Source organism: Psychroflexus sp. ALD_RP9 (assembly GCF_017311165.1).
GTDB lineage: Bacteria > Bacteroidota > Bacteroidia > Flavobacteriales > Flavobacteriaceae > Psychroflexus.
In genome coordinates this window covers 935116-954931 of the sequence record NZ_CP062973.1, presented here as the reverse complement: position 1 = coordinate 954931, position 19816 = coordinate 935116, and the positions used below count along the sequence as shown (strand labels likewise).

The 19816-nt window shown below is 34.0% G+C and carries 21 protein-coding genes; 18 read left to right on the top strand and 3 right to left on the bottom strand.

What is annotated here, in order from left to right; genetic code table 11:
- Positions 1–48 precede the first annotated feature (48 nt).
- The 18 genes from IMZ30_RS04535 (at position 49) to IMZ30_RS04450 (ending at position 16249) form a co-directional block, all read left to right on the top strand.
- Positions 49–687, top strand: coding sequence for a thymidine kinase (locus IMZ30_RS04535; RefSeq protein WP_207039349.1), 639 nt, complete (start codon positions 49–51; stop codon positions 685–687).
- Positions 687–1790 (top strand): alanine racemase, encoded by a 1104-nt coding sequence (gene alr, locus IMZ30_RS04530; protein ID WP_207039348.1) that lies wholly within the window; start codon positions 687–689, stop codon positions 1788–1790. The genes IMZ30_RS04535 and alr overlap by 1 nt, the downstream gene beginning before the upstream one ends.
- A gap of 181 nt (positions 1791–1971) precedes the next feature.
- Complete coding sequence (locus tag IMZ30_RS04525) at positions 1972–3525, top strand: aldehyde dehydrogenase family protein (RefSeq protein WP_207039347.1); 1554 nt, start codon at positions 1972–1974, stop codon at positions 3523–3525.
- Positions 3526–3741: 216 nt separating this feature from the next.
- A complete protein-coding gene (locus tag IMZ30_RS04520) occupies positions 3742–4737 on the top strand; it encodes a beta-ketoacyl-ACP synthase III (protein WP_207039346.1) in 996 nt (331 codons plus the stop codon).
- 19 nt (positions 4738–4756) lie between these two features.
- Positions 4757–5260 (top strand): acetyl-CoA carboxylase biotin carboxyl carrier protein, encoded by a 504-nt coding sequence (accB, locus tag IMZ30_RS04515; protein WP_207039345.1) that lies wholly within the window; start codon positions 4757–4759, stop codon positions 5258–5260.
- A gap of 31 nt (positions 5261–5291) precedes the next feature.
- Positions 5292–6668, top strand: coding sequence for an acetyl-CoA carboxylase biotin carboxylase subunit (gene accC / locus IMZ30_RS04510; protein WP_207039344.1), 1377 nt, complete (start codon positions 5292–5294; stop codon positions 6666–6668).
- Positions 6669–6882: 214 nt separating this feature from the next.
- Positions 6883–7935 carry a thiamine-phosphate kinase gene (thiL, locus tag IMZ30_RS04505; RefSeq protein WP_207039343.1) on the top strand — a complete coding sequence of 351 codons (1053 nt, stop codon included), beginning with the start codon at positions 6883–6885 and terminating at the stop codon, positions 7933–7935.
- A 106-nt stretch (positions 7936–8041) separates the two neighbouring features.
- Positions 8042–8371: a HesB/IscA family protein gene (locus IMZ30_RS04500; protein WP_207039342.1), complete on the top strand. Its 330-nt coding sequence runs from the start codon at positions 8042–8044 to the stop codon at positions 8369–8371.
- Positions 8372–8382: 11 nt separating this feature from the next.
- Positions 8383–9828 carry a Fe-S cluster assembly protein SufB gene (gene sufB / locus IMZ30_RS04495; protein WP_207039341.1) on the top strand — a complete coding sequence of 482 codons (1446 nt, stop codon included), beginning with the start codon at positions 8383–8385 and terminating at the stop codon, positions 9826–9828.
- Between the two features lie 13 nt (positions 9829–9841).
- On the top strand, positions 9842–10243 hold the full coding sequence (locus IMZ30_RS04490; protein WP_207039340.1) for a hypothetical protein: 402 nt from the start codon (positions 9842–9844) through the stop codon (positions 10241–10243).
- A 1-nt stretch (position 10244) separates the two neighbouring features.
- Positions 10245–11003: a Fe-S cluster assembly ATPase SufC gene (gene sufC, locus IMZ30_RS04485; protein WP_207039339.1), complete on the top strand. Its 759-nt coding sequence runs from the start codon at positions 10245–10247 to the stop codon at positions 11001–11003.
- A 16-nt stretch (positions 11004–11019) separates the two neighbouring features.
- On the top strand, positions 11020–12333 hold the full coding sequence (gene sufD, locus IMZ30_RS04480; protein ID WP_207039338.1) for a Fe-S cluster assembly protein SufD: 1314 nt from the start codon (positions 11020–11022) through the stop codon (positions 12331–12333).
- A 50-nt stretch (positions 12334–12383) separates the two neighbouring features.
- A complete protein-coding gene (locus IMZ30_RS04475) occupies positions 12384–13622 on the top strand; it encodes an aminotransferase class V-fold PLP-dependent enzyme (RefSeq protein WP_207039337.1) in 1239 nt (412 codons plus the stop codon).
- The gene (locus IMZ30_RS04470; protein ID WP_207039336.1) at positions 13619–14026 is read left to right on the top strand and encodes an META domain-containing protein; all 408 of its coding nucleotides are present in this window, start codon (positions 13619–13621) and stop codon (positions 14024–14026) included. Before IMZ30_RS04475 ends, IMZ30_RS04470 begins: the two co-directional genes overlap by 4 nt.
- Before the next feature lie 5 nt (positions 14027–14031).
- Positions 14032–14460 carry a SufE family protein gene (locus tag IMZ30_RS04465; protein WP_207039335.1) on the top strand — a complete coding sequence of 143 codons (429 nt, stop codon included), beginning with the start codon at positions 14032–14034 and terminating at the stop codon, positions 14458–14460.
- Positions 14461–14465: 5 nt separating this feature from the next.
- Positions 14466–14792: a DUF59 domain-containing protein gene (locus tag IMZ30_RS04460; protein ID WP_073192879.1), complete on the top strand. Its 327-nt coding sequence runs from the start codon at positions 14466–14468 to the stop codon at positions 14790–14792.
- Positions 14793–14795: 3 nt separating this feature from the next.
- Positions 14796–15314: a DUF2480 family protein gene (locus IMZ30_RS04455; protein ID WP_207039334.1), complete on the top strand. Its 519-nt coding sequence runs from the start codon at positions 14796–14798 to the stop codon at positions 15312–15314.
- 35 nt (positions 15315–15349) lie between these two features.
- A complete protein-coding gene (locus IMZ30_RS04450) occupies positions 15350–16249 on the top strand; it encodes a DUF3078 domain-containing protein (RefSeq protein WP_207039333.1) in 900 nt (299 codons plus the stop codon).
- 52 nt (positions 16250–16301) lie between these two features.
- Here the strand turns inward: IMZ30_RS04450 and IMZ30_RS04445 are convergent, their stop codons facing one another.
- The 3 genes from IMZ30_RS04445 to IMZ30_RS04435 are packed head-to-tail and all read right to left on the bottom strand — an operon-like array spanning position 16302 to position 19729.
- The gene (locus tag IMZ30_RS04445; RefSeq protein WP_207039332.1) at positions 16302–16739 is read right to left on the bottom strand and encodes a hypothetical protein; all 438 of its coding nucleotides are present in this window, start codon (positions 16737–16739) and stop codon (positions 16302–16304) included.
- Between the two features lies 1 nt (position 16740).
- Complete coding sequence (gene dprA / locus IMZ30_RS04440) at positions 16741–17847, bottom strand: DNA-processing protein DprA (protein WP_207039331.1); 1107 nt, start codon at positions 17845–17847, stop codon at positions 16741–16743.
- Positions 17848–17866: 19 nt separating this feature from the next.
- Positions 17867–19729, bottom strand: coding sequence for a cation:proton antiporter (locus tag IMZ30_RS04435; RefSeq protein ID WP_207039330.1), 1863 nt, complete (start codon positions 19727–19729; stop codon positions 17867–17869).
- Positions 19730–19816: the final 87 nt, after the last annotated feature.

The window sequence follows — 19816 nt, the reverse complement described above, 5'->3', positions numbered from 1 at the left end:
ATTAATAGTGATTAATTTCAACTTTAATTTAAACGCCTAAATTACAAAATGTTTCTTGAAAATACAGTAAATCCAGAAGAGCAATTTGGTTGGATAGAAGTTATTTGTGGCAGTATGTTTTCGGGTAAAACCGAAGAGCTAATTCGCCGTTTAAAACGAGCCCAATTTGCCAAACAAAGAGTTGAAATCTTCAAGCCACAGATAGATACGCGTTATGATGATGAAAACGTTGTCTCTCATGATGACAATGAAATTCGCTCTACGCCAGTGCCTGCAGCTGCTAATATTAGACTTCTAGCAGATGATTGCCAAGTAGTTGGTATAGATGAAGCTCAATTCTTTGACGATGAAATTGTAAGCGTTTGTAACGACCTTGCTAACAAAGGTATTCGTGTTGTTGTAGCTGGCTTAGATATGGATTTTAAAGGCAATCCTTTTGGACCTATGCCAAATTTAATGGCTACTGCTGAATATGTAACCAAAGTTCATGCAGTATGTACACGAACAGGAAATTTAGCCCAATACAGCTTCAGAAAAACAAGTCAAAATGATATTGTTTTACTTGGTGAAACCGAAGCTTATGAACCACTGAGTCGTGCCGCTTTTTATAAAGCCATGAATAAAGAAAAGCTAAAAACTATTGAAGTGAATAATTCTGAGGAAATCACAAAAGATTCATCACGCTAATGCCAATTAAAGAAACCAGACTTGTTATTAACCTAAACGATTTAGCTTATAATTATGCTGTTATAAAAGAAAAGCTTAAGTCAGAGACTAAAATAATGGGTGTTGTAAAAGCTTTCGCTTATGGTACAGATTCTGTTGTTGTAGCTCAAAAATTAGTTGATTTAGGCGTTGATTATTTAGCGGTTGCTTATATTGAAGAAGGAGTCCGGCTGCGTCAATCGGGCATAACCATACCGATTTTAGTATTTTACCCGCAAGTAGAAGAATTAAAACAATTACTTACCTACAATTTAACACCTAGCATCTATAACTTTAGATATCTTAAAAAATTAAATGCAACTTTAAGAAAAGAAGCTATTGAAGACTTTCAAATACATATTAAAATAAATACGGGTTTAAACAGATTGGGTTTTGACTTAAATGAACTCGAACCAATTTATAATGAAATTAACCAGTCTAAATGTATTAAACTAGTAGGTTTGTTTTCACACCTAGCAGCCTCAGGAAATGCGAATGAAGTTAAATTTACCCAATCACAAATTGAAAAATTCGAATTTGCTAAGCGTTTTTTTCAATCTAAATTCGACCAAAAATTAATAGCGCATTTGTGTAACTCAAGTGCTATTTTTAATTATCCAGAAGCAGAGTATGATATGGTTCGTGCTGGAATTGCCTTGTATGGTTACGGTAACAACTCAAAAGAAGATGAGCAGCTAAAGCCTATATCAAGCTTAAAAACAGTGATTACTCAATTAAGAAGCATTCAGGTTGGTGATAGTGTCGGCTACGAGCGTTCATTTAAAGCTTCACGCAAAACAAAAGTAGCTACTTTACCTTTAGGGTATGTAGATGGCATAGCACGACAATTTGGTAATTTAAAAGCTGAGGTGCTAATTAACGGTAAAACAGCACCAATTATAGGTAATGTTTGTATGGACACAATGATGGTTGATGTTACAGATATAGATTGTAAAGAAGGCGACCACGTAACCATTTTCGGAAAAGAACATTCTGCTTTAAAGTTTGATAAGTTTCACCAAAGTATTCCTTATGAAATTATTACACGTATATCGCAACGTGTTACAAGAGTTATAGAATCTTAAAATTTCAGAAAAGTGCACCGCTGCACTACATAGATGTTTAACCAAACCACAAGCTTAGAGTTTGTGGTTTTTTTTTGATGTGATGCTTTAAATGATTTCAGTTGATTTCAATTTAAAAGCGCCTAAAAATTGTTACTTTCGCATTAAATTATTTAATAATCGATTAAAATTTGAAAATAATATGAGTGAAATTGCTAAAAACTTCGGAATTGATAAAGCACTTCAAGAATTAGGTTTAGAACATGAAAATAAAGGGACATCGGTAGGAACAGATTTTTTTGCTAATGGCGAAACAATCGAATCTTACTCGCCAGTTGATGGTGCTTTAATTGGAAAAGTTCAAGCAACTACAGAAGCAGACTACCAAAAAACAATTGAAACAGCCCATAAAGGCTTTTTAGAATGGCGAAAATGGACGGCTCCAGCACGTGGTGAAGTGGTTCGCCAATTTAATGATGAACTCAGACGCTTAAAAGAACCACTAGGGAAACTTGTATCTTATGAAATGGGTAAATCTTATCAAGAAGGTTTAGGAGAAGTTCAAGAAATGATTGATATCTGTGACTTTGCAGTAGGTTTATCAAGACAGCTTCATGGTTTAACAATGCATTCGGAACGTCCAGGACACCGCATGTATGAGCAGTGGCATCCTTTAGGCGTAGTCGGTATTATTTCAGCCTTTAATTTTCCAGTAGCTGTTTGGTCTTGGAATACAGCTTTAGCTTGGGTTTGTGGAGATGCTTGTGTTTGGAAAGGTTCAGAAAAAACACCACTTACATCGGTAGCATGTCAAAAAATCGCTGCTCGAGTATTTGAGAAAAACAATGTGCCAGCTGGTGTTTCATCGTTAATTACTGGTGATTATAAGGTTGGTGAATTAATGACGAACGATAAACGAATTCCTTTAGTTTCAGCAACTGGCTCAATTAGAATGGGTAAAATTGTTGCTCAAGCTGTAGCTAAACGCTTAGGTAAATCTTTATTAGAATTAGGTGGAAATAATGCCATTATTGTAACACCAGATGCAGATATCAAAAATACTGTAATTGGTGCCGTTTTTGGAGCTGTAGGGACTTGTGGTCAACGTTGTACTTCAACTAGACGTTTAATTATACACGATTCAATTTACGATAAAGTAAAAAATGCAATTGTAGACGCCTATAAGCAAATAAAAATTGGAAATCCATTAGATGAAAATAATCATGTTGGACCATTGATTGATCAAGATGCTGTAAAAAATTATCAGCATGCTTTAGAAAAAGTTGAAGCTGAAGGCGGTAAGATTTTAGTAGAAGGTGGTGTTTTAGAAGGTGAAGGTTACGAAAGTGGATGCTATGTTAAACCAGCCATAGCCGAGGCAGAAAATCATTTTGAAATTGTTCAGCACGAAACTTTTGCACCAGTATTGTATATTATGAAATATTCTGGTGATGTTGAAAATGCATTAGAACTACAAAATGGTGTGGTGCAAGGATTGTCCTCAGCGATTATGACTAATAACCTTAGAGAAGCAGAAAAATTCTTATCAGCTGAAGGCTCAGATTGTGGTATTGCCAATGTAAACATTGGAACATCAGGTGCTGAAATTGGAGGTGCATTTGGTGGTGAAAAAGAAACAGGTGGCGGTAGAGAATCTGGCTCAGATGCTTGGAAAGTTTATATGAGACGCCAAACTAATACAATTAATTATACAACTGAGTTGCCGCTTGCACAAGGCATAAAATTTGATTTATAATTTCAATTCAAAAGCCGATGTTGTATCTCATCGGCTTTTTTATTTTTTAATGAATAGAACAACATTTTCTTTAGTATTAATTTGAATAGTATTAAGTCAATGTTAAATAATTGTTTAGCTAGTTTTTTGTGTAACAACAAAAAACATTTTACTTTGCAGTGTTTTTTAGTTTGTGAAATTTAGGTCTACTTAATTTTGCAATAAAATAATCTTTATATGAGTCAAATTAAAGCAGCAATTACAGCTGTAGGTTCTTTTGTTCCAGAGCATAAATTAACCAATCAAATGCTTGAAGAAATGGTAGATACCAATGATGATTGGATAACCACACGAACTGGAATTAAAGAAAGAAGAATATTAAAAGAAGAAGGCAAAGGCTCTTCTTACCTAGGCATAAAGGCTGTAGAAAATCTAATTGAAAAAACAGGCTTAGATCCTTTAGAAATCGATCTTGTACTTTTTGCAACTGCAACGCCAGATATGCCAGTAGCTTCATCTGCTGCTTATTTAGCGACTCAGATTGGCGCAAAAAACGCCTTTTCATATGATCTGCAAGCAGCATGTTCAAGCTTTTTATTTGGTATGTCAACAGCATCAAGCTACATAGAATCTGGTCGCTACAAAAAAGTACTTCTTGTCGGTGCTGATAAAATGTCTTCAATTATAGACTATACAGACAGAGCAACTTGTATTATTTTTGGAGACGGAGCAGGCGCTGTTTTGTTTGAGCCAAATACTGAAGGCTTGGGTTTACAAGACGAAATTTTAAGAACCGATGGCATAGGCCGCGAATTTTTAAAAATAGATGCTGGAGGATCACAATTGCCTGCAAGTGAAGAAACCGTGAAAAATAAACAACATTATGTTTTTCAAGATGGGAAAACCGTCTTTAAATTTGCTGTGTCTAATATGGCAGATGTAAGCGAAAAAATAATGTTAAAAAATAACCTTACAGCACAAGATGTTAACTGGCTAGTTGCTCACCAAGCTAATAAGCGAATTATAGATGCAACATCCAAACGAATGAATCTAGACCAAGATAAAGTACTCATGAATATTCAGCGTTATGGAAATACAACTTCTGCAACGCTACCATTATTATTAAGCGATTACGAAAAACAATTAAAAAAAGGCGATAACATTATTTTTGCAGCATTTGGTGGTGGATTCTCTTGGGGATCTATTTATTTAAAATGGGCATATAATGCTTAAGCCTAAAATACCTTAAATTATGGATATTAAACAAATTCAGAATCTTATTAAGTTTGTTGCTAAATCAGGCGCTAGCGAGGTAAAGTTAGAAATGGACGACGTTAAAATCACCATTAAAACTGGCTCTGAAGATTCAGGAGAACGTGCTGTTATACAGCAAGTTCCTATGGGAATGCCTCAGCAACAAGTTATGCCTCAGCAACAACAGCCTGTGCAGCCTGCAGCTCAACAAACTGAAGCAACATCAGAATCTGCAAACAATGAAACGAAAGAAAATGACAAATATGTCACTGTAAAATCACCAATTATTGGCACATTTTATAGAAAACCTTCGCCAGATAAACCTGCCTTTGTCGAAGTTGGTGATTCTGTTAATGAAGGAGATGTACTTTGTACAATTGAAGCAATGAAGCTTTTTAATGAAATTGAAAGTGAAATTTCAGGTAAAATTGTGAAGGTCCTGGTTGATGATTCATCACCAGTCGAGTTTGATCAACCATTATTTTTGGTAGATCCGTCATAAATCCACTTTCCCCATAAACAAAATTACGCCTATGTTTAAGAAAATTCTTATCGCCAACCGTGGCGAAATAGCCTTACGTGTAATCAGAACATGTAAAGAAATGGGCATTAAAACAGTTGCAGTATATTCTACTGCAGACAAAGAAAGCCTTCACGTTCGTTTCGCAGACGAAGCAGTTTGCATTGGTCCAGCTGCCTCAAGCGATTCTTATTTAAAAATACCTAGTATTATTTCAGCTGCTGAAATTACAAATGCAGATGCCATACATCCAGGTTATGGTTTTTTATCAGAAAATGCTAATTTTTCAAAAATTTGTGCCGAACATGATATCAAGTTTATAGGTGCTTCTGCTGAAATGATTAGTAAAATGGGAGATAAAGCCACAGCAAAGGCAACCATGAAAGCTGCAGGTGTTCCTTGTGTTCCTGGCTCAGATGGAATTATTAAAGATTTCCAAGAGTGTAAAAAAACAGCAAAAAAAGTAGGTTATCCTGTAATGCTTAAAGCAACTGCTGGTGGTGGTGGTAAAGGTATGCGTGCTGTTTGGAAAGAAGAAGATTTAGAGCATGCATGGGAATCAGCACGTCAAGAGGCTAAAATTGGCTTTGGTAATGACGATATGTATATGGAAAAGCTGATTGAAGAGCCTCGCCATATCGAAATCCAGATTGTGGGAGACCAAACCGGCAAGGCTTGCCATTTATCAGAACGCGATTGCTCAGTACAGCGCCGCCATCAAAAATTAACCGAAGAAACACCATCGCCATTTATGACCGATGAACTTCGTGAAAAAATGGGTAATGCTGCTGTAAAAGCTGCAGAATATATCAAGTATGAAGGCGCTGGAACTATTGAGTTTCTTGTAGATAAACATCGTAATTTCTACTTCATGGAAATGAATACAAGAATTCAAGTTGAGCATCCAATTACAGATGAAGTTGTGGACCATGACTTAATTAAAGAACAAATTTTAGTTGCAGCTGGCATACCAATTTCAGGTAAAAATTATTATCCAAAGTTACATTCCATAGAATGCCGAATTAATGCTGAAGATCCTTTTAATAACTTTAGGCCATCACCAGGGAAAATAACAACTTTACACATTCCAGGTGGTCATGGTGTTCGCGTTGATACACATGTTTATAGCGGTTATATAATTCCACCGAATTATGATTCAATGATTGCTAAACTTATTGTAACTGCTCAATCGCGAGAAGAAGCCATCAGTAAAATGCGTCGTGCCTTAAGTGAATTTGTTGTTGAAGGTGTTAAAACAACTATTCCGTTTCATAAGCAATTAATGAAAAATGAGGATTATGTTTCAGGAAATTACACCACAAAATTTATGGAAGATTTCGAGTTGAAACAATCCGTCAATCAAGAAGATGATGACGATGACGATGAATAAATAATTTACGATTTACATATTCTAAAAACCGTTTCTATTTTGAAGCGGTTTTTTTGCTTCTGAAACCCTTTGCAAACTAGTTACTTCAACTAAAACTTAAACCAAGCTGTCAGGTTTTAGCTAGGATACAACTTGAAGCTTTTTTCTTAAAACAAGAAGTTTAATCAATTTAAATTCCAAATTTAAGTTTGCTACCTTTGCAAAAAATTAATTCATGTTTGAGAATACCAATAATAGTAAAACAAAACTGTCTGAACTAGGCGAGTTTGGTTTAATAGATCATCTAACACAACACTTTAAAATCAAGCATAAAGCAAGTACTTTAAAAAGTATTGGTGATGATGCAGCTGTTTTAAAACATGAAAATGAAATAGTTGTTACCACCGATTTATTAGTTGAAGGAGTCCATTTTGATTTGGCTTACATGCCATTAAAACACTTAGGTTATAAAGCTGTAATGGTTAACTTGTCTGATGTATATGCAATGAATGCGCAAGCAAAACAAATTACAGTTTCAATTGCATGCTCAAATCGATTTACAGTTGAAGCTTTAGAAGAATTATATGCTGGTATCTCTACAGCTTGTGAGGTTTATAATGTTGATGTTGTAGGTGGTGACACAACTTCATCTGTGAAAGGTTTGCAAATTAGTATTACAGCTATCGGTGAATCTTCAAAAGAAAACATTACCTATAGAAATGGTGCAAAACCAAATGATTTATTAGTGGTCTCAGGAGATTTAGGTGGTGCTTTTTTAGGTTTAAAAATTTTAGAAAGAGAAAAAGAAGTCTTTAAAGTTAACCCAAATGCTCAGCCAGATTTAAGCGAGTACACTTACCTTGTACAACGACAGTTAAAGCCTGAAGCACGTAAAGATATTGTAGAGCTACTAGCAGCTTTAGATGTTCAGCCAACAGCAATGATTGATATTAGTGATGGGCTTTCGTCAGAAATTATGCATTTGTGTAAAAACTCTAAAGTTGGTGCTAATTTATTTGAAGATAAGTTGCCGTTAGACCCAAAAGTTATTTCTACTTGCGAAGAATTTAAATTAGATAGTACAACCGTTGTTTTAAATGGTGGCGAAGATTATGAGCTTCTATTCACGATAAATCAAAATGATTTTGATAAGATTAAATCAAATCCTCATTTAAGCGTAATTGGCCATATGTGTGATGCCTCTGATGGTATTCATTTAATCTCTAGAATGAACACGAAAATCCCTATGAAAGCAAGAGGTTGGAGTGCTATTGAAGATGAAGATTAATTAAAATATTGAGACTTTTACATAAGTAATAATATTGTTAATGCATGTTGCAATTAATTCTTCAAAACGTATATTTGTAAATTAATTAGAATTAATCTAAAAACAAATGATTAAAGTAAGTGAATCAGCAAAACAAAAACTCATCTCGCTTATGGCTGAAGAAGGCTATAATACAGATGATCACTTTGTGAGAGTTGGTGTGAAAAGTGGCGGATGTTCAGGTTTATCTTACGATCTTAATTTTGACCAAAATAATCAAGATACCGATAAAATATTTGAGGATAACGGCGTAAAAATTGTCGTGAACAAAAGTAGCTTTTTATACCTTGTCGGAACCACTTTAGAATATTCAGGTGGTTTAAATGGTAAAGGGTTTGTTTTTAACAACCCTAATGCCCAACGCACATGCGGTTGTGGCGAAAGTTTTTCACTCTAAAAGCTTATATTATGGCGTACACAGAACATGAATTAGAACAAGAGTTAAAAGATAAAGAGTATGAATATGGCTTTTATACAGATATAGAATCTGATACATTGCCGCCAGGTTTAAATGAAGATATTGTAATAGCTATATCTAAACGTAAAAACGAACCAGACTGGATGACTGAATGGCGTTTAGAAGCCTATAGGCACTGGAAGACGATGACTGAACCTGATTGGGCAAATGTAGGTTATGAAAAGCCAGATTACCAAAATATTTCTTATTATTCGGCACCCAATAAGAAGCCTAAATACGAAAGTTTAGATGAAGTTGATCCAGAATTGTTAGATACTTTCAACAAGCTCGGAATTTCACTCGATGAACAAAAAAAATTAGCAGGTGTGGCAGTAGATGTTGTCATGGATTCAGTTTCAGTTGCCACCACCTTCAAAAAAAACTTAGCTGAAAAAGGTATTATTTTTTGCTCCATCTCTGAAGCGATTTCTGAGCATCCAGAACTTGTTAAAAAATATATAGGTAGTGTTGTTCCACCAAAAGATAACTTTTTTGCAGCTTTAAATTCTGCTGTTTTTAGCGATGGTTCATTTTGTTATATTCCAAAAGGTGTGAGATGTCCGATGGAGCTTTCTACTTATTTTAGAATCAATCAAGCAGGTACAGGTCAGTTTGAGCGTACTTTGGTTATTGCTGAAGAATCAAGTTATGTGAGTTACCTTGAAGGTTGTACAGCGCCAATGCGAGATGAAAATCAGTTACATGCAGCTGTTGTAGAATTAGTAGCTTTAGACAATGCTGAAATAAAATATAGTACAGTTCAAAACTGGTTTCCAGGAAATAAAGAAGGTAAAGGTGGTGTATTTAATTTTGTTACCAAAAGAGGTCTTTGCGAAAAAAATGCTAAAATAAGTTGGACACAAGTTGAAACTGGCTCTGCAGTAACCTGGAAGTATCCCAGCTGTGTTTTAAAAGGAGATAATTCAGTAGGAGAATTTTACTCTATTGCAGTTACCAATAATTTTCAACAAGCCGATACAGGAACTAAGATGGTGCATCTTGGCAAAAACACTAAAAGTACCATTATTTCAAAAGGTATATCTGCGGGACAATCTCAAAATTCATATCGCGGACTTGTACAAGTGAATAAACGAGCTGAAAATGCCCGTAATTTTTCACAATGTGATTCCTTATTAATGGGTAATAAGTGTGGAGCTCATACTTTTCCATATATAGAAGCTAAAAACAAAACAGCTCAAATAGAGCACGAAGCTACAACAAGTAAAATTGGCGAAGATCAAATATTTTATTGTAACCAACGCGGTATTGATACTGAAAAAGCGATAGCTCTAATTGTAAATGGATTTAGCAAAGAAGTATTAAATAAATTACCAATGGAATTTGCTGTGGAAGCTCAAAAATTACTTGAAATTTCACTTGAAGGTTCAGTTGGTTAAATATAATTGATATATGAAATCTGTTTTAAGCCTATTAATTATTCTTTTAAGTTTAGTTGCTTGTCAATCTTCAACTAAAACTAAAGGCAAGACCGAAAATACTTCAACTTCAGCTAAAACTAAAATATACAAAGCTGAAGATTTAATTAAAGGTGAATTTATTTATGTTGATAGTTCAGCTGTTTTAAAGGGAAGTGATTTTATTTATGGAGTTGTTCTAGATAGTAAAGCACAAGCGTTAATTGAAAAGACAAATGCGCTTAAAACAGACAAATACGATATGTTTCCAGTGATTTTAACAGGAGAAATTATTGAAAAAGATTCAAAAGATACATGGCAGCAATGGCTTGAAATTAAAGATATAGTTGAAGTTAATGCTCCAAAATCAAACCAAATACAACTACAAACGCAGTAATATGTTAAAGATAAAAAATTTACACGCCAGCGTTGAAGGCGAAGAGATATTAAAAGGGATTAATCTTGAAATTAATCCAGGTGAAGTACATGCTATTATGGGGTCAAATGGTTCTGGTAAGAGTACATTAGCTTCGGTAATCGCCGGCAATGAAGATTTTGAGGTAACTGAGGGAGATATTTTATTTGAAAAGTCGAATATTTCTGAGCTGTCTCCAGATGAGCGTGCTCATAAAGGTATATTCTTATCATTTCAGTACCCAGTTGAAATTCCAGGTGTGAGTGTTACAAACTTCATTAAAACTTCAATTAATCAAGTTAGAAAGTCACGAGGGCAAGAAGATATGCCAGCTAACGAAATGTTGAAAAAAATTAGAGAAAAATCTGCTTTATTAGAGATGGATCGTAAGTTTTTATCGCGTTCGTTAAATGATGGTTTTTCAGGTGGTGAGAAAAAGCGTAACGAGATTTTTCAAATGGCTATGCTTGAACCAAAATTAGCAATTCTTGATGAAACCGATTCAGGTCTTGATATAGATGCTTTACGTATTGTTTCTGAAGGTGTTAATAGGCTTAGAACTAATGAAAATGCAACTTTAGTCATTACACATTACCAACGTTTACTTGACTATATTGTTCCAGATGTTGTTCATGTATTACTAGATGGTAAAATTGTAAAAACCGGTGATAAAGAGCTTGCAAAAGAGCTTGAAGAACGCGGCTACGACTGGTTAAAAGAAGAATCTACAGCTAAGGTTTAATAAATTAAGTACAATTATGTCATTAAAAGATAAACTCATATCATCTTTTTTAGCTTTTGAAGAAAACATCGACTTAGAAAACGATATTCATACTCAACGTGATTCCGCTATAAAATATTTTGAAAATAGAGGATTTCCTACAAAAAAAGATGAGGCTTGGAAATACACTTCTTTAAAATCTGTTTTAAAAGAAGATTATAGCATTTTTCCTAAAAAAGAATTTGCCTTAGACTACAAAGATGTCAAAAAATATTTTATTCATGATATCGATACTTACACTATTGTATTTGTAGATGGTATTTATTCTAGTCATTTATCAAGCACAACACATGATAAATTCGACGCTTGTTTAATGTCGTCTGCATTAAATAAAGCAAAGTATAAATCTATAATCGATACTTATTTTAACAAAGCCACTCCAGAAGATAGTTTGGTTTCACTAAACACGGCCTTCACGCGTGAAGGCGCATACATTCGTGTTCCCAAAAATGTAGCTGCAGAAAAACCTGTACAGATTATTAATTTCTCTACGGGAAGTGAAACTGCACTAATGGTTCAACCTCGTAATTTGATTATTGCTGAAGATGGTTCGCAACTTCAAATTATTGAACGTCATCAAAGCTTAACTGATAATGCTGTTTTAACTAATTCAGTAACTGAAGTTTTTGTGGGTAAAAATGCAAATGTAGATTATTATAAAATTCAAAATGATAAAACCTCGGCTTCATTAATTGATAGTACATACGTTAAGCAAGATCGTGATAGCGTTGCTTCTGTTCACACCTTTTCATTAGGAGGTAAATTAACTCGTAATAATTTAAACTTTTACCAAAATGGTGAAAATATCAACTCTATCTTAAAAGGTGTCACTATTTTAGAGGATAAACAACATGTAGATCATAACACACTTGTTCATCATCAACAGCCTAATTGCGAAAGTCATCAAGATTACAAAGGAATTTTTTCTGATAAATCAGTTGGTGTTTTTAACGGTAAAGTTTATGTAGATAAAATTGCACAAAAGACAGACGCATACCAAAGCAATAATAATATTTTAATTGATGATACTTCAACTTGCAATTCAAAACCACAACTTGAAATTTTTGCAGATGATGTAAAGTGCAGTCATGGTTGTACCATTGGTCAACTTGACAATGAGGCATTATATTATTTACAAACTCGTGGTATACCTTACAAAGAGGCACGTGCATTACTTATGTTTGCTTTTGCTAACAATGTACTTGACAGTGTAAAAATACCAGAAATTAAAAAAAGAATTACCAAACAAATTGCTCTAAAAATAGGTGTTGAACTAGGGTTTGACCTATAATTTTAGCACATCACAATTGTTTGGGAGCGAATTTTAGAAAACAAAAACACATGCAAACGACTTCTAAGCAGTTATTTAATGTTGAAGCAATTCGAGCTGATTTTCCGATACTTAACCGGAAGATTAACGGTCAACCACTCATATATTTCGATAATGCGGCAACATCGCAAACACCACAACAGGTTATAGATTGTATTGTAGATTATTATAGCAATTACAATGCAAATATTCATCGAGGTGTGCATAGTTTGTCGCAAATAGCTACCGATGCTTATGAAAAAGCACGCCAAAAGGTCCAGCAGCATTTTAATGCTAAACATGCGCACGAAATCATTTTAACTTCAGGAACAACCCACAGTATTAATCTTGTTGCAAATGGCTATGCGAAATCTATAACTGAAGAAGATGAAGTTTTGGTTTCAGCAATGGAGCATCATTCTAATATTGTACCTTGGCAAATGCTTTGCGAAAAAACAGGTGCTAATTTGAAGGTTATACCTATGAATGAAGACGGCATGCTAGAAATAGATCAATTTGAAGCCATGCTGTCAAGTAAGACTAAATTAGTTTTTGTTAATCATGTCTCAAACGCTTTAGGAAGCATTAACCCAATAAAACATATTATAACAAAAGCACATGAAGTTGGTGCTAAGGTTTTAGTTGATGGTGCCCAAGCAGCACCGCATTTAAAAGCTGATGTACAAGAGTTAGATATAGATTTCTATACGGTTTCTGCACATAAAATTTGTGGTCCAACCGGTGTGGGAATGTTATACGGTAAAGAAGCGCTCTTAGAAGAATTGCCTCCATACCAAGGTGGTGGCGAAATGATAGCTGAAGTTACTTTCGAAAAAACTACTTATGCAGGCCTACCTCATAAATTTGAAGCCGGAACACCTAATATTGCAGGAGGAATAGCTTTTGGAGAAGCTCTCGATTATATGAATGCAATCGGTTTTGATGCCATTGCAACTTATGAGCATGAACTGTTAGATTACGCTACAAAACAACTTGGTACAATCGAAGATGTTCGAATTTATGGCGCAAAGCCAGAACAAAAAACTGCGGTAATTTCATTCAATATAGAAGGTATTCACCCTTACGACATGGGAACTTTACTTGATAAAATGGGCATCGCAGTTCGTACAGGCCATCATTGTGCACAACCAATCATGAACTTTTATAAAATACCTGGAACAGTCCGTGCATCATTTTCATTTTATAATACCAAAACCGAAATAGATCGTTTTATTGAAGGCGTTAAAAAAGCTAAAAGCATGTTATTATGAAATATCTAAAGTTCCTAGGTTTATTAATTGCTTTCATGTTAGTAGCATGTAAAGCACAACAAATTAAAACAACAGGCTTGTCTTCAGGAGAATATAAAATTATTTATATCGATAATAATGACGTAAGCAAACATAATCTGACACTAAATATTGAAGCAGAAAAGAAAATCATATCAGGCTATTCAGGTTGTAATAACTACAGATTTAATTATGAAGAGTCTGAAGAGCAACTAGACTTAGGCTACGGCGTTTCTTCAAAAATGTACTGTCAAGATACACAAGCTATTGAAGATAGCTTTTTTGAAGCATCTTCTCAAGTGAAAGCATTTAAGCAAACTAAAACAAGTCTCGAATTGCTTAATAATAAAGGTCAAGTTGAAGTTAAAGCCGTAAAAACAAACTAAAAAGAATGAGTTCTATTCAAGATAAACAAGCCGAAATCATAGATGAATTTAGTATGTTCGACGATTGGATGCAACGTTACGAATATATGATTGAACTTGGTAAATCTCTGCCATTAATAGACGAAAAATATAAAACCGAAGATAACATTATAAAAGGTTGTCAAAGTCGAGTTTGGGTTCATGCCGAAAAAAATGACGAAAACATAGAGTTTACAGCTGATAGCGATGCTGTGATTACTAAAGGTATTATCGCTATACTAATTCGTGTTTTCTCAGGACAAAAACCTGAAGATATCATGCAAGCTGATACTCAATTCATAGATGAAATAGGTTTAAAAGAACACTTATCACCAACTAGAGCAAACGGTTTGGTAAGTATGATTAAACAAATTAAAATGTATGCGATTGCTTTAAACTCATCTAAAAATTCTTAAAAACTATGTCTGAACAAACAATTGATACCGAAAAATTAGGCGAAGAAATTGTTCGTGTTTTAAAAACAATTTACGACCCAGAAATACCTGTTGATATTTACGAACTCGGTTTAATTTACGATGTCTTCGTAAATGAAGATTATGAGGTCAAAATACTTATGACTTTAACTTCTCCTAACTGTCCAGTTGCCGAATCATTACCACAAGAGGTTAATGAAAAAGTAAAATCACTTGATCAAGTTAAAGATTCAGAAATTGAGCTTACTTTTGATCCGCCTTGGTCACAAGACTTAATGAGTGAAGAGGCAAAGTTAGAATTAGGAATGCTTTAAATTATGGCTGAAGAAATTATTAATCGGGTTGCCAATAGCAAGTTAGTAACGATTAATCTTGAAGATTTTTATCAAGACGGTCCACGTTTTGAAATTGATCTTAAAAATTGGCTTGTTGAAGGATTTATACTTCGAGAAAAGGAATTTAGAGCCGAATTAAAGTCTCATAACTGGTCAGTTTATAAAGATGCTTATGTTTCCCTTCATTGCTCGACTGACGCTATTGTACCTGCATGGGCTTATATGCTGATATCATCACACTTAAGTCAGTTTGCAAAAAAAATAATTTACGGAAATCTTGAAACACTTGAAAGCATACTATACGCAGAAGTCTTGCAAAGTTTTGATGCTTCAGAGTTCAAAAATAAACCAATCATCATAAAGGGATGCAGTAATAAACCAGTACCTCAGAATGCTTATTTGCTTTTACAGCAAAAACTTCAACCAGAGGTTAAGAGTATAATGTTTGGTGAAGCTTGTTCAGCAGTGCCTTTATATAAACAATCAAGAAATAAAGTTTAAAAATTTAATACATTTGCGTTCTAAATTTTTAAACCATGAAAAAAAACTTCAATTTATTATCCTTCATCGTTCTTAGCTTAATTAGCTATTCGGTTAGTGCTCAAGCACAAACAGCAAAAGATTCTACTTGGACAACTGGCGGTAACTTTTCGCTACTTATTAATCAGTCTGCGTTTAACGCCGAATGGCAAGGTGGTGGTACCTCAAATTACTCGGCTAACATCATTGTAAATTATGATCTGAATTATAAGAAAGGTAATTATACTTGGGATACCAAATTTTTAGGCGATTTCGGTATTAATAAAACAAAAGATCAAGATTTTTATCGTAAAACAAGTGACCGTTTAGAAATTAATTCGGTTGTTGGCAGACAAATTAAAGATAGTAAATGGTATGCTTCAGCTTTGTTAAATTTTAGAACTCAATTTGACAAAGGATACAGTTTTAGTGAAGACCCAAATACAGGCGAAGAACTTAGAACAACACAAACTGAATTTTTATCACCAGCCTATACGCAGTTAGGTGTAGGTTTTCTTTGGAAAAAAAGCGAAAATTTAAAAGTTAATTTTTCTCCAGTTACAGGTAGAATTATTACTGCTAATAAAAAATTTACAACGACGCCTGGCTATCAGGATGGCGATTTTTTTGGTATAGATGAAAATGATTGGATTAGAACAGAATTTGGTGCGTCTGTTAACGCCTATGGAAAATTTACTCTGATGGAGGATATTACCATGGAAAATATCCTAAACTTATACTCTAATTATATTGAAGACCCTCAAAATATTGATATAGATTACACAATGAACATTGTGATGAGTATTAATAAATACATTTCAACTAACTTTACCTTTCAAGCTATTTATGATGACAATGCAGTTAAAGGCTTTCAAATAAGGGAAGTTTTAGGTGTAGGTGTTAACTTCAAGATTTAAAAAAAAAAGCGACTTTTAAGTCGCTTTTTTATATAAAATATTTTTTAAAACCTTAATTTTTTAAGAGCATTTGGGCATCTTCCAAACTATTTAAAATAGCTTTTTTCATCTCGCTAGCTTCTTTGTTCAAGTTTTTTAAGTCGTTTAATTTTAATTTTATGCTGTCTAGATTTTCTGTTTGTAAGCCTTGATTTATTTCAGCTCTAGAAAATGTGTTGCTAAAATCCTTCATCCAAGACATCATTTGGTCGTGAGCTGATTTTAAGTCTTTAATCGCCTGTTGCTGCTTCAGTGAATCTATACTTTTTAATGTGTCTAGCTTTTGGATGTTTTGATTTAAGCTACTCATTTTTGGCATAACTTCGTCATGAATTTCAATTGTTTCACCCATTAAAGTTTTAAATTCTTCTACTTCTTGTGGTGTTTCTTTAGAACAGCTTAAAGCAATAATAGCGAGGCTAAATAAGCCTAGTTTTGATAAAATTTTCATACTAATAATTTATGATTTCATATAATTTTCCTGGTAAAGGTCTTACTAAACCTTTTAGCTCCAAATTTAGTAAAATTGGTGCAATTTTATAACTTGGGAGTTTGGTTAATCTGCAAATTTCATCAAGTTCAATTTTAGGTTGTTCTTTTAAAGTATTGATGCATATTTCTTCCTCAGTTGTAAGCTCGACAAATAATTCAGTTTGTTGAACTTGTTTTTGTTCTTCTAAATCCCAATTGAGCATGTAAATAACATCTGCGGGTTCGGTTAGGACATGCGCTTGTTGTTTTTTAATGAGGTTATTACAGCCTTTACTAAACTTATCTGTGGGTCTGCCAGGAACAGCAAAGACTTCACGATTATAGGAGTTAGCTATATCAGCTGTGACTAGAGAGCCGCCTTTCTCGGCACTTTCAATGACTATTGTTGCTTCACTTAGGCCAGCAATAATACGATTACGACCTAAAAAATTATTACGATCAAAATTTTGATAACTGCAAAAATCAGTCATAAATCCGCCGTTCTTTAGTATGCTAGCTTCGAATTTTTTGTGCGCTTTAGGATAAAGTGTATTTAGTCCATGAGCCAAAACGGCTACGGTTTGTAAATTTAAATCTAAGGCTTTTTTATGGGCGCAAATATCTGCACCATAGGCAAATCCTGAAATAATTACAGGTTTTAATGGTGCTAAGGTTTCAATAAGTTTTTCACAAAAGTTTACACCACTGCTTGTGATTTGTCGGGTACCTACAATACTAATTATATGTTGCTTTTGAAGATCAATATTGCCTTTTTGAAAAAGAATAACTGGGCCATCTATGCAGTGCTTTAAGTTTTGCGGATAACTTTTGTCTTTGAAGTAAGTTACTTGTATTTGCTCTTCTTCAATAAATCGGACTTCTTCTTCTGCGAGTTTTAAATAACTTGGGTCTTTAAATTGTTTGAGTTTATGTTGACCAAAACCATTTACGGCGAGTAAGTCGGTATTGCTGGCTGAAAAAACTGCTTTAGCAGAGCCAAAATGTTGAATTAATTTTTTGGCAGTAGCATCGCCTACATTAGGAATTTGCTTTAGGGCGATGAGGTATTGCAATTCTTCGCTGTTCATAAAATATAATCATTGGTGGTTAGGCTTTTAGTGTATTTTCTTCTAAGACTTCGTCAGAGTTTTCTTTTTCAAACTCTTTGCCGAGGTAAACTAGTTTATCATCCTCGGCAACTTCAACCGAAGTACTGTCTGAAGGTATAATTTCAAGATTACCTTCATTGTCTTTAATAAACAACGGAATAATATCGCTATTTCCTTTACTTATTTCAATTAAGCCGTTATAATGCTCTTTTGAATTAAGTTCAATTTCATGAATTTTAGGGTAACGTCTTGTTAAATTTACTAATTTTATGTAATCATCTGTATGAGAAAATAAGCCTTCTTTAGGATTTTCTTCAGGGTTTTCCATTTCTTCAGAAGAGATTACTCTGAAGGTTCCGTGTTCACCAAAATTTTTTGCAAAGTTCTCAATAGCTTTTTTGTTTACAGATGCATTTCCTGTAAGCGCCATCAAGTAACCAACATCGCTAAGCTCTATGTTATCGATTAAATCTTCAGAATAAATATTAGAGTTAATAGCGTCAATACCCATTTTTTTAGCGTTTTCGATGTTGCTTTTGTTATTATCGACGATAACTACATGGCGGTTATTGTCGATAAGATATTTAGCGATAAGACGCGAAAATGAGGAAGAGCCCACAATTAAAATACCTTTTGAATCTGTTAGATATACACCTATTAATTTAGCGAATGGGCGCGCTGTTGTGGCGTTTAATAAAACAGTACCCAAAACAACGGTAAATACTAAAGGAGTTATTAATTCGGCATTTGGTATGTTTTGCCCCATTAAGCGTAACCCAAATAAAGAGGCAATACCTGCAGCCACGATTCCTCTAGGTCCAACCCAGCTCACAAAGATTTTTTCATTGGTTTTTAAAGGAGATTTTATGCTACTTAAAAATACGCCAACTGGTCTTACAACAAATACCACTACTACAAATAGAATAAGTGTTTCCCAATTGTAAACCAGCATAAGATCTTCAAAATTAATATTTGCGGCAAGCAGGATAAATAAAATTGAAATTAAAAGCACACTCAGAGATTCTTTAAAATACAGAAGTTCTTTTAAATTAGGTAAGTTGGTATTTCCCATGATAATACCCATTACAACAACCGCTAAAAGGCCGCTTTCATGAGCAAAATGATCTGCTAAAACAAAAACACCTAAGACAGTTGCTAAAGTAAAAACGTTTAATAAGTAATGCGGGATTACCTTCTTCTTTATCGCAAAAGCTAAGGCATGGGCAAAAGTAAAACCAAACGTAAAACCAAATAAAACAATTTTTCCAAACTCGATTAAAGCTGTTGTTGTGTAAGCTTCACCTTGACCAGCCATAATAAATTCAAATACTAAAACCGAAATTAATGCACCAATAGGATCAATTAAAATACCTTCCCATTTTAAAATTGCAGAAACATCTTTCTTAAGTGGTATGTTCCTGAGAATGGGAGATATTACCGTTGGTCCGGTTACAATAATCAGTGCCGAAAACAATAATGAAATTTGCCAACTAAGACCAAGAATAAAGTGGGCAGCAATACCAGCACCAACAAATGTTATAGCAACGGCAACCGTAATTAACTTTACAATTACAGGACCAACATTTAATATTTCTCCACGGCGTAAAGTCAAACCACCTTCAAATAAAATTATACTAATGGCTAATGAAACGAAATAGAATAGACTTTCTCCAGGAAACAATCCAGATTCACCATTCCAGATGGGTTCTATTAGTTTAGTTCCATTTTCGGTGAATAGTGTAGCTATTGGCCCAACAAGCAAACCAATTAAAATTAAGGGTAAAATAGCTGGAATTTTAAACCGCCAAGCAAACCATTGTGCCATGATACCTAAAATTATAATTCCTGCTAATTCTACCATTGTTAAAATTTTGTTGTTAAAAATAGCATAATTCAAATTATATGAAAGCTATAGTTAAGACAGTTTTAGTATTTTGCAATTTAAACT

Coding starts and splice junctions, on each gene's coding strand:
- IMZ30_RS04535 (WP_207039349.1), top strand. CDS start 49: ATGTTTCTTGAAAATACAGTAAATCCAGAAGAGCAATTTGGTTGGATA.
- alr (WP_207039348.1), top strand. CDS start 687: ATGCCAATTAAAGAAACCAGACTTGTTATTAACCTAAACGATTTAGCT.
- IMZ30_RS04525 (WP_207039347.1), top strand. CDS start 1,972: ATGAGTGAAATTGCTAAAAACTTCGGAATTGATAAAGCACTTCAAGAA.
- IMZ30_RS04520 (WP_207039346.1), top strand. CDS start 3,742: ATGAGTCAAATTAAAGCAGCAATTACAGCTGTAGGTTCTTTTGTTCCA.
- accB (WP_207039345.1), top strand. CDS start 4,757: ATGGATATTAAACAAATTCAGAATCTTATTAAGTTTGTTGCTAAATCA.
- accC (WP_207039344.1), top strand. CDS start 5,292: ATGTTTAAGAAAATTCTTATCGCCAACCGTGGCGAAATAGCCTTACGT.
- thiL (WP_207039343.1), top strand. CDS start 6,883: ATGTTTGAGAATACCAATAATAGTAAAACAAAACTGTCTGAACTAGGC.
- IMZ30_RS04500 (WP_207039342.1), top strand. CDS start 8,042: ATGATTAAAGTAAGTGAATCAGCAAAACAAAAACTCATCTCGCTTATG.
- sufB (WP_207039341.1), top strand. CDS start 8,383: ATGGCGTACACAGAACATGAATTAGAACAAGAGTTAAAAGATAAAGAG.
- IMZ30_RS04490 (WP_207039340.1), top strand. CDS start 9,842: ATGAAATCTGTTTTAAGCCTATTAATTATTCTTTTAAGTTTAGTTGCT.
- sufC (WP_207039339.1), top strand. CDS start 10,245: ATGTTAAAGATAAAAAATTTACACGCCAGCGTTGAAGGCGAAGAGATA.
- sufD (WP_207039338.1), top strand. CDS start 11,020: ATGTCATTAAAAGATAAACTCATATCATCTTTTTTAGCTTTTGAAGAA.
- IMZ30_RS04475 (WP_207039337.1), top strand. CDS start 12,384: ATGCAAACGACTTCTAAGCAGTTATTTAATGTTGAAGCAATTCGAGCT.
- IMZ30_RS04470 (WP_207039336.1), top strand. CDS start 13,619: ATGAAATATCTAAAGTTCCTAGGTTTATTAATTGCTTTCATGTTAGTA.
- IMZ30_RS04465 (WP_207039335.1), top strand. CDS start 14,032: ATGAGTTCTATTCAAGATAAACAAGCCGAAATCATAGATGAATTTAGT.
- IMZ30_RS04460 (WP_073192879.1), top strand. CDS start 14,466: ATGTCTGAACAAACAATTGATACCGAAAAATTAGGCGAAGAAATTGTT.
- IMZ30_RS04455 (WP_207039334.1), top strand. CDS start 14,796: ATGGCTGAAGAAATTATTAATCGGGTTGCCAATAGCAAGTTAGTAACG.
- IMZ30_RS04450 (WP_207039333.1), top strand. CDS start 15,350: ATGAAAAAAAACTTCAATTTATTATCCTTCATCGTTCTTAGCTTAATT.
- IMZ30_RS04445 (WP_207039332.1), bottom strand. CDS start 16,739: ATGAAAATTTTATCAAAACTAGGCTTATTTAGCCTCGCTATTATTGCT.
- dprA (WP_207039331.1), bottom strand. CDS start 17,847: ATGAACAGCGAAGAATTGCAATACCTCATCGCCCTAAAGCAAATTCCT.
- IMZ30_RS04435 (WP_207039330.1), bottom strand. CDS start 19,729: ATGGTAGAATTAGCAGGAATTATAATTTTAGGTATCATGGCACAATGG.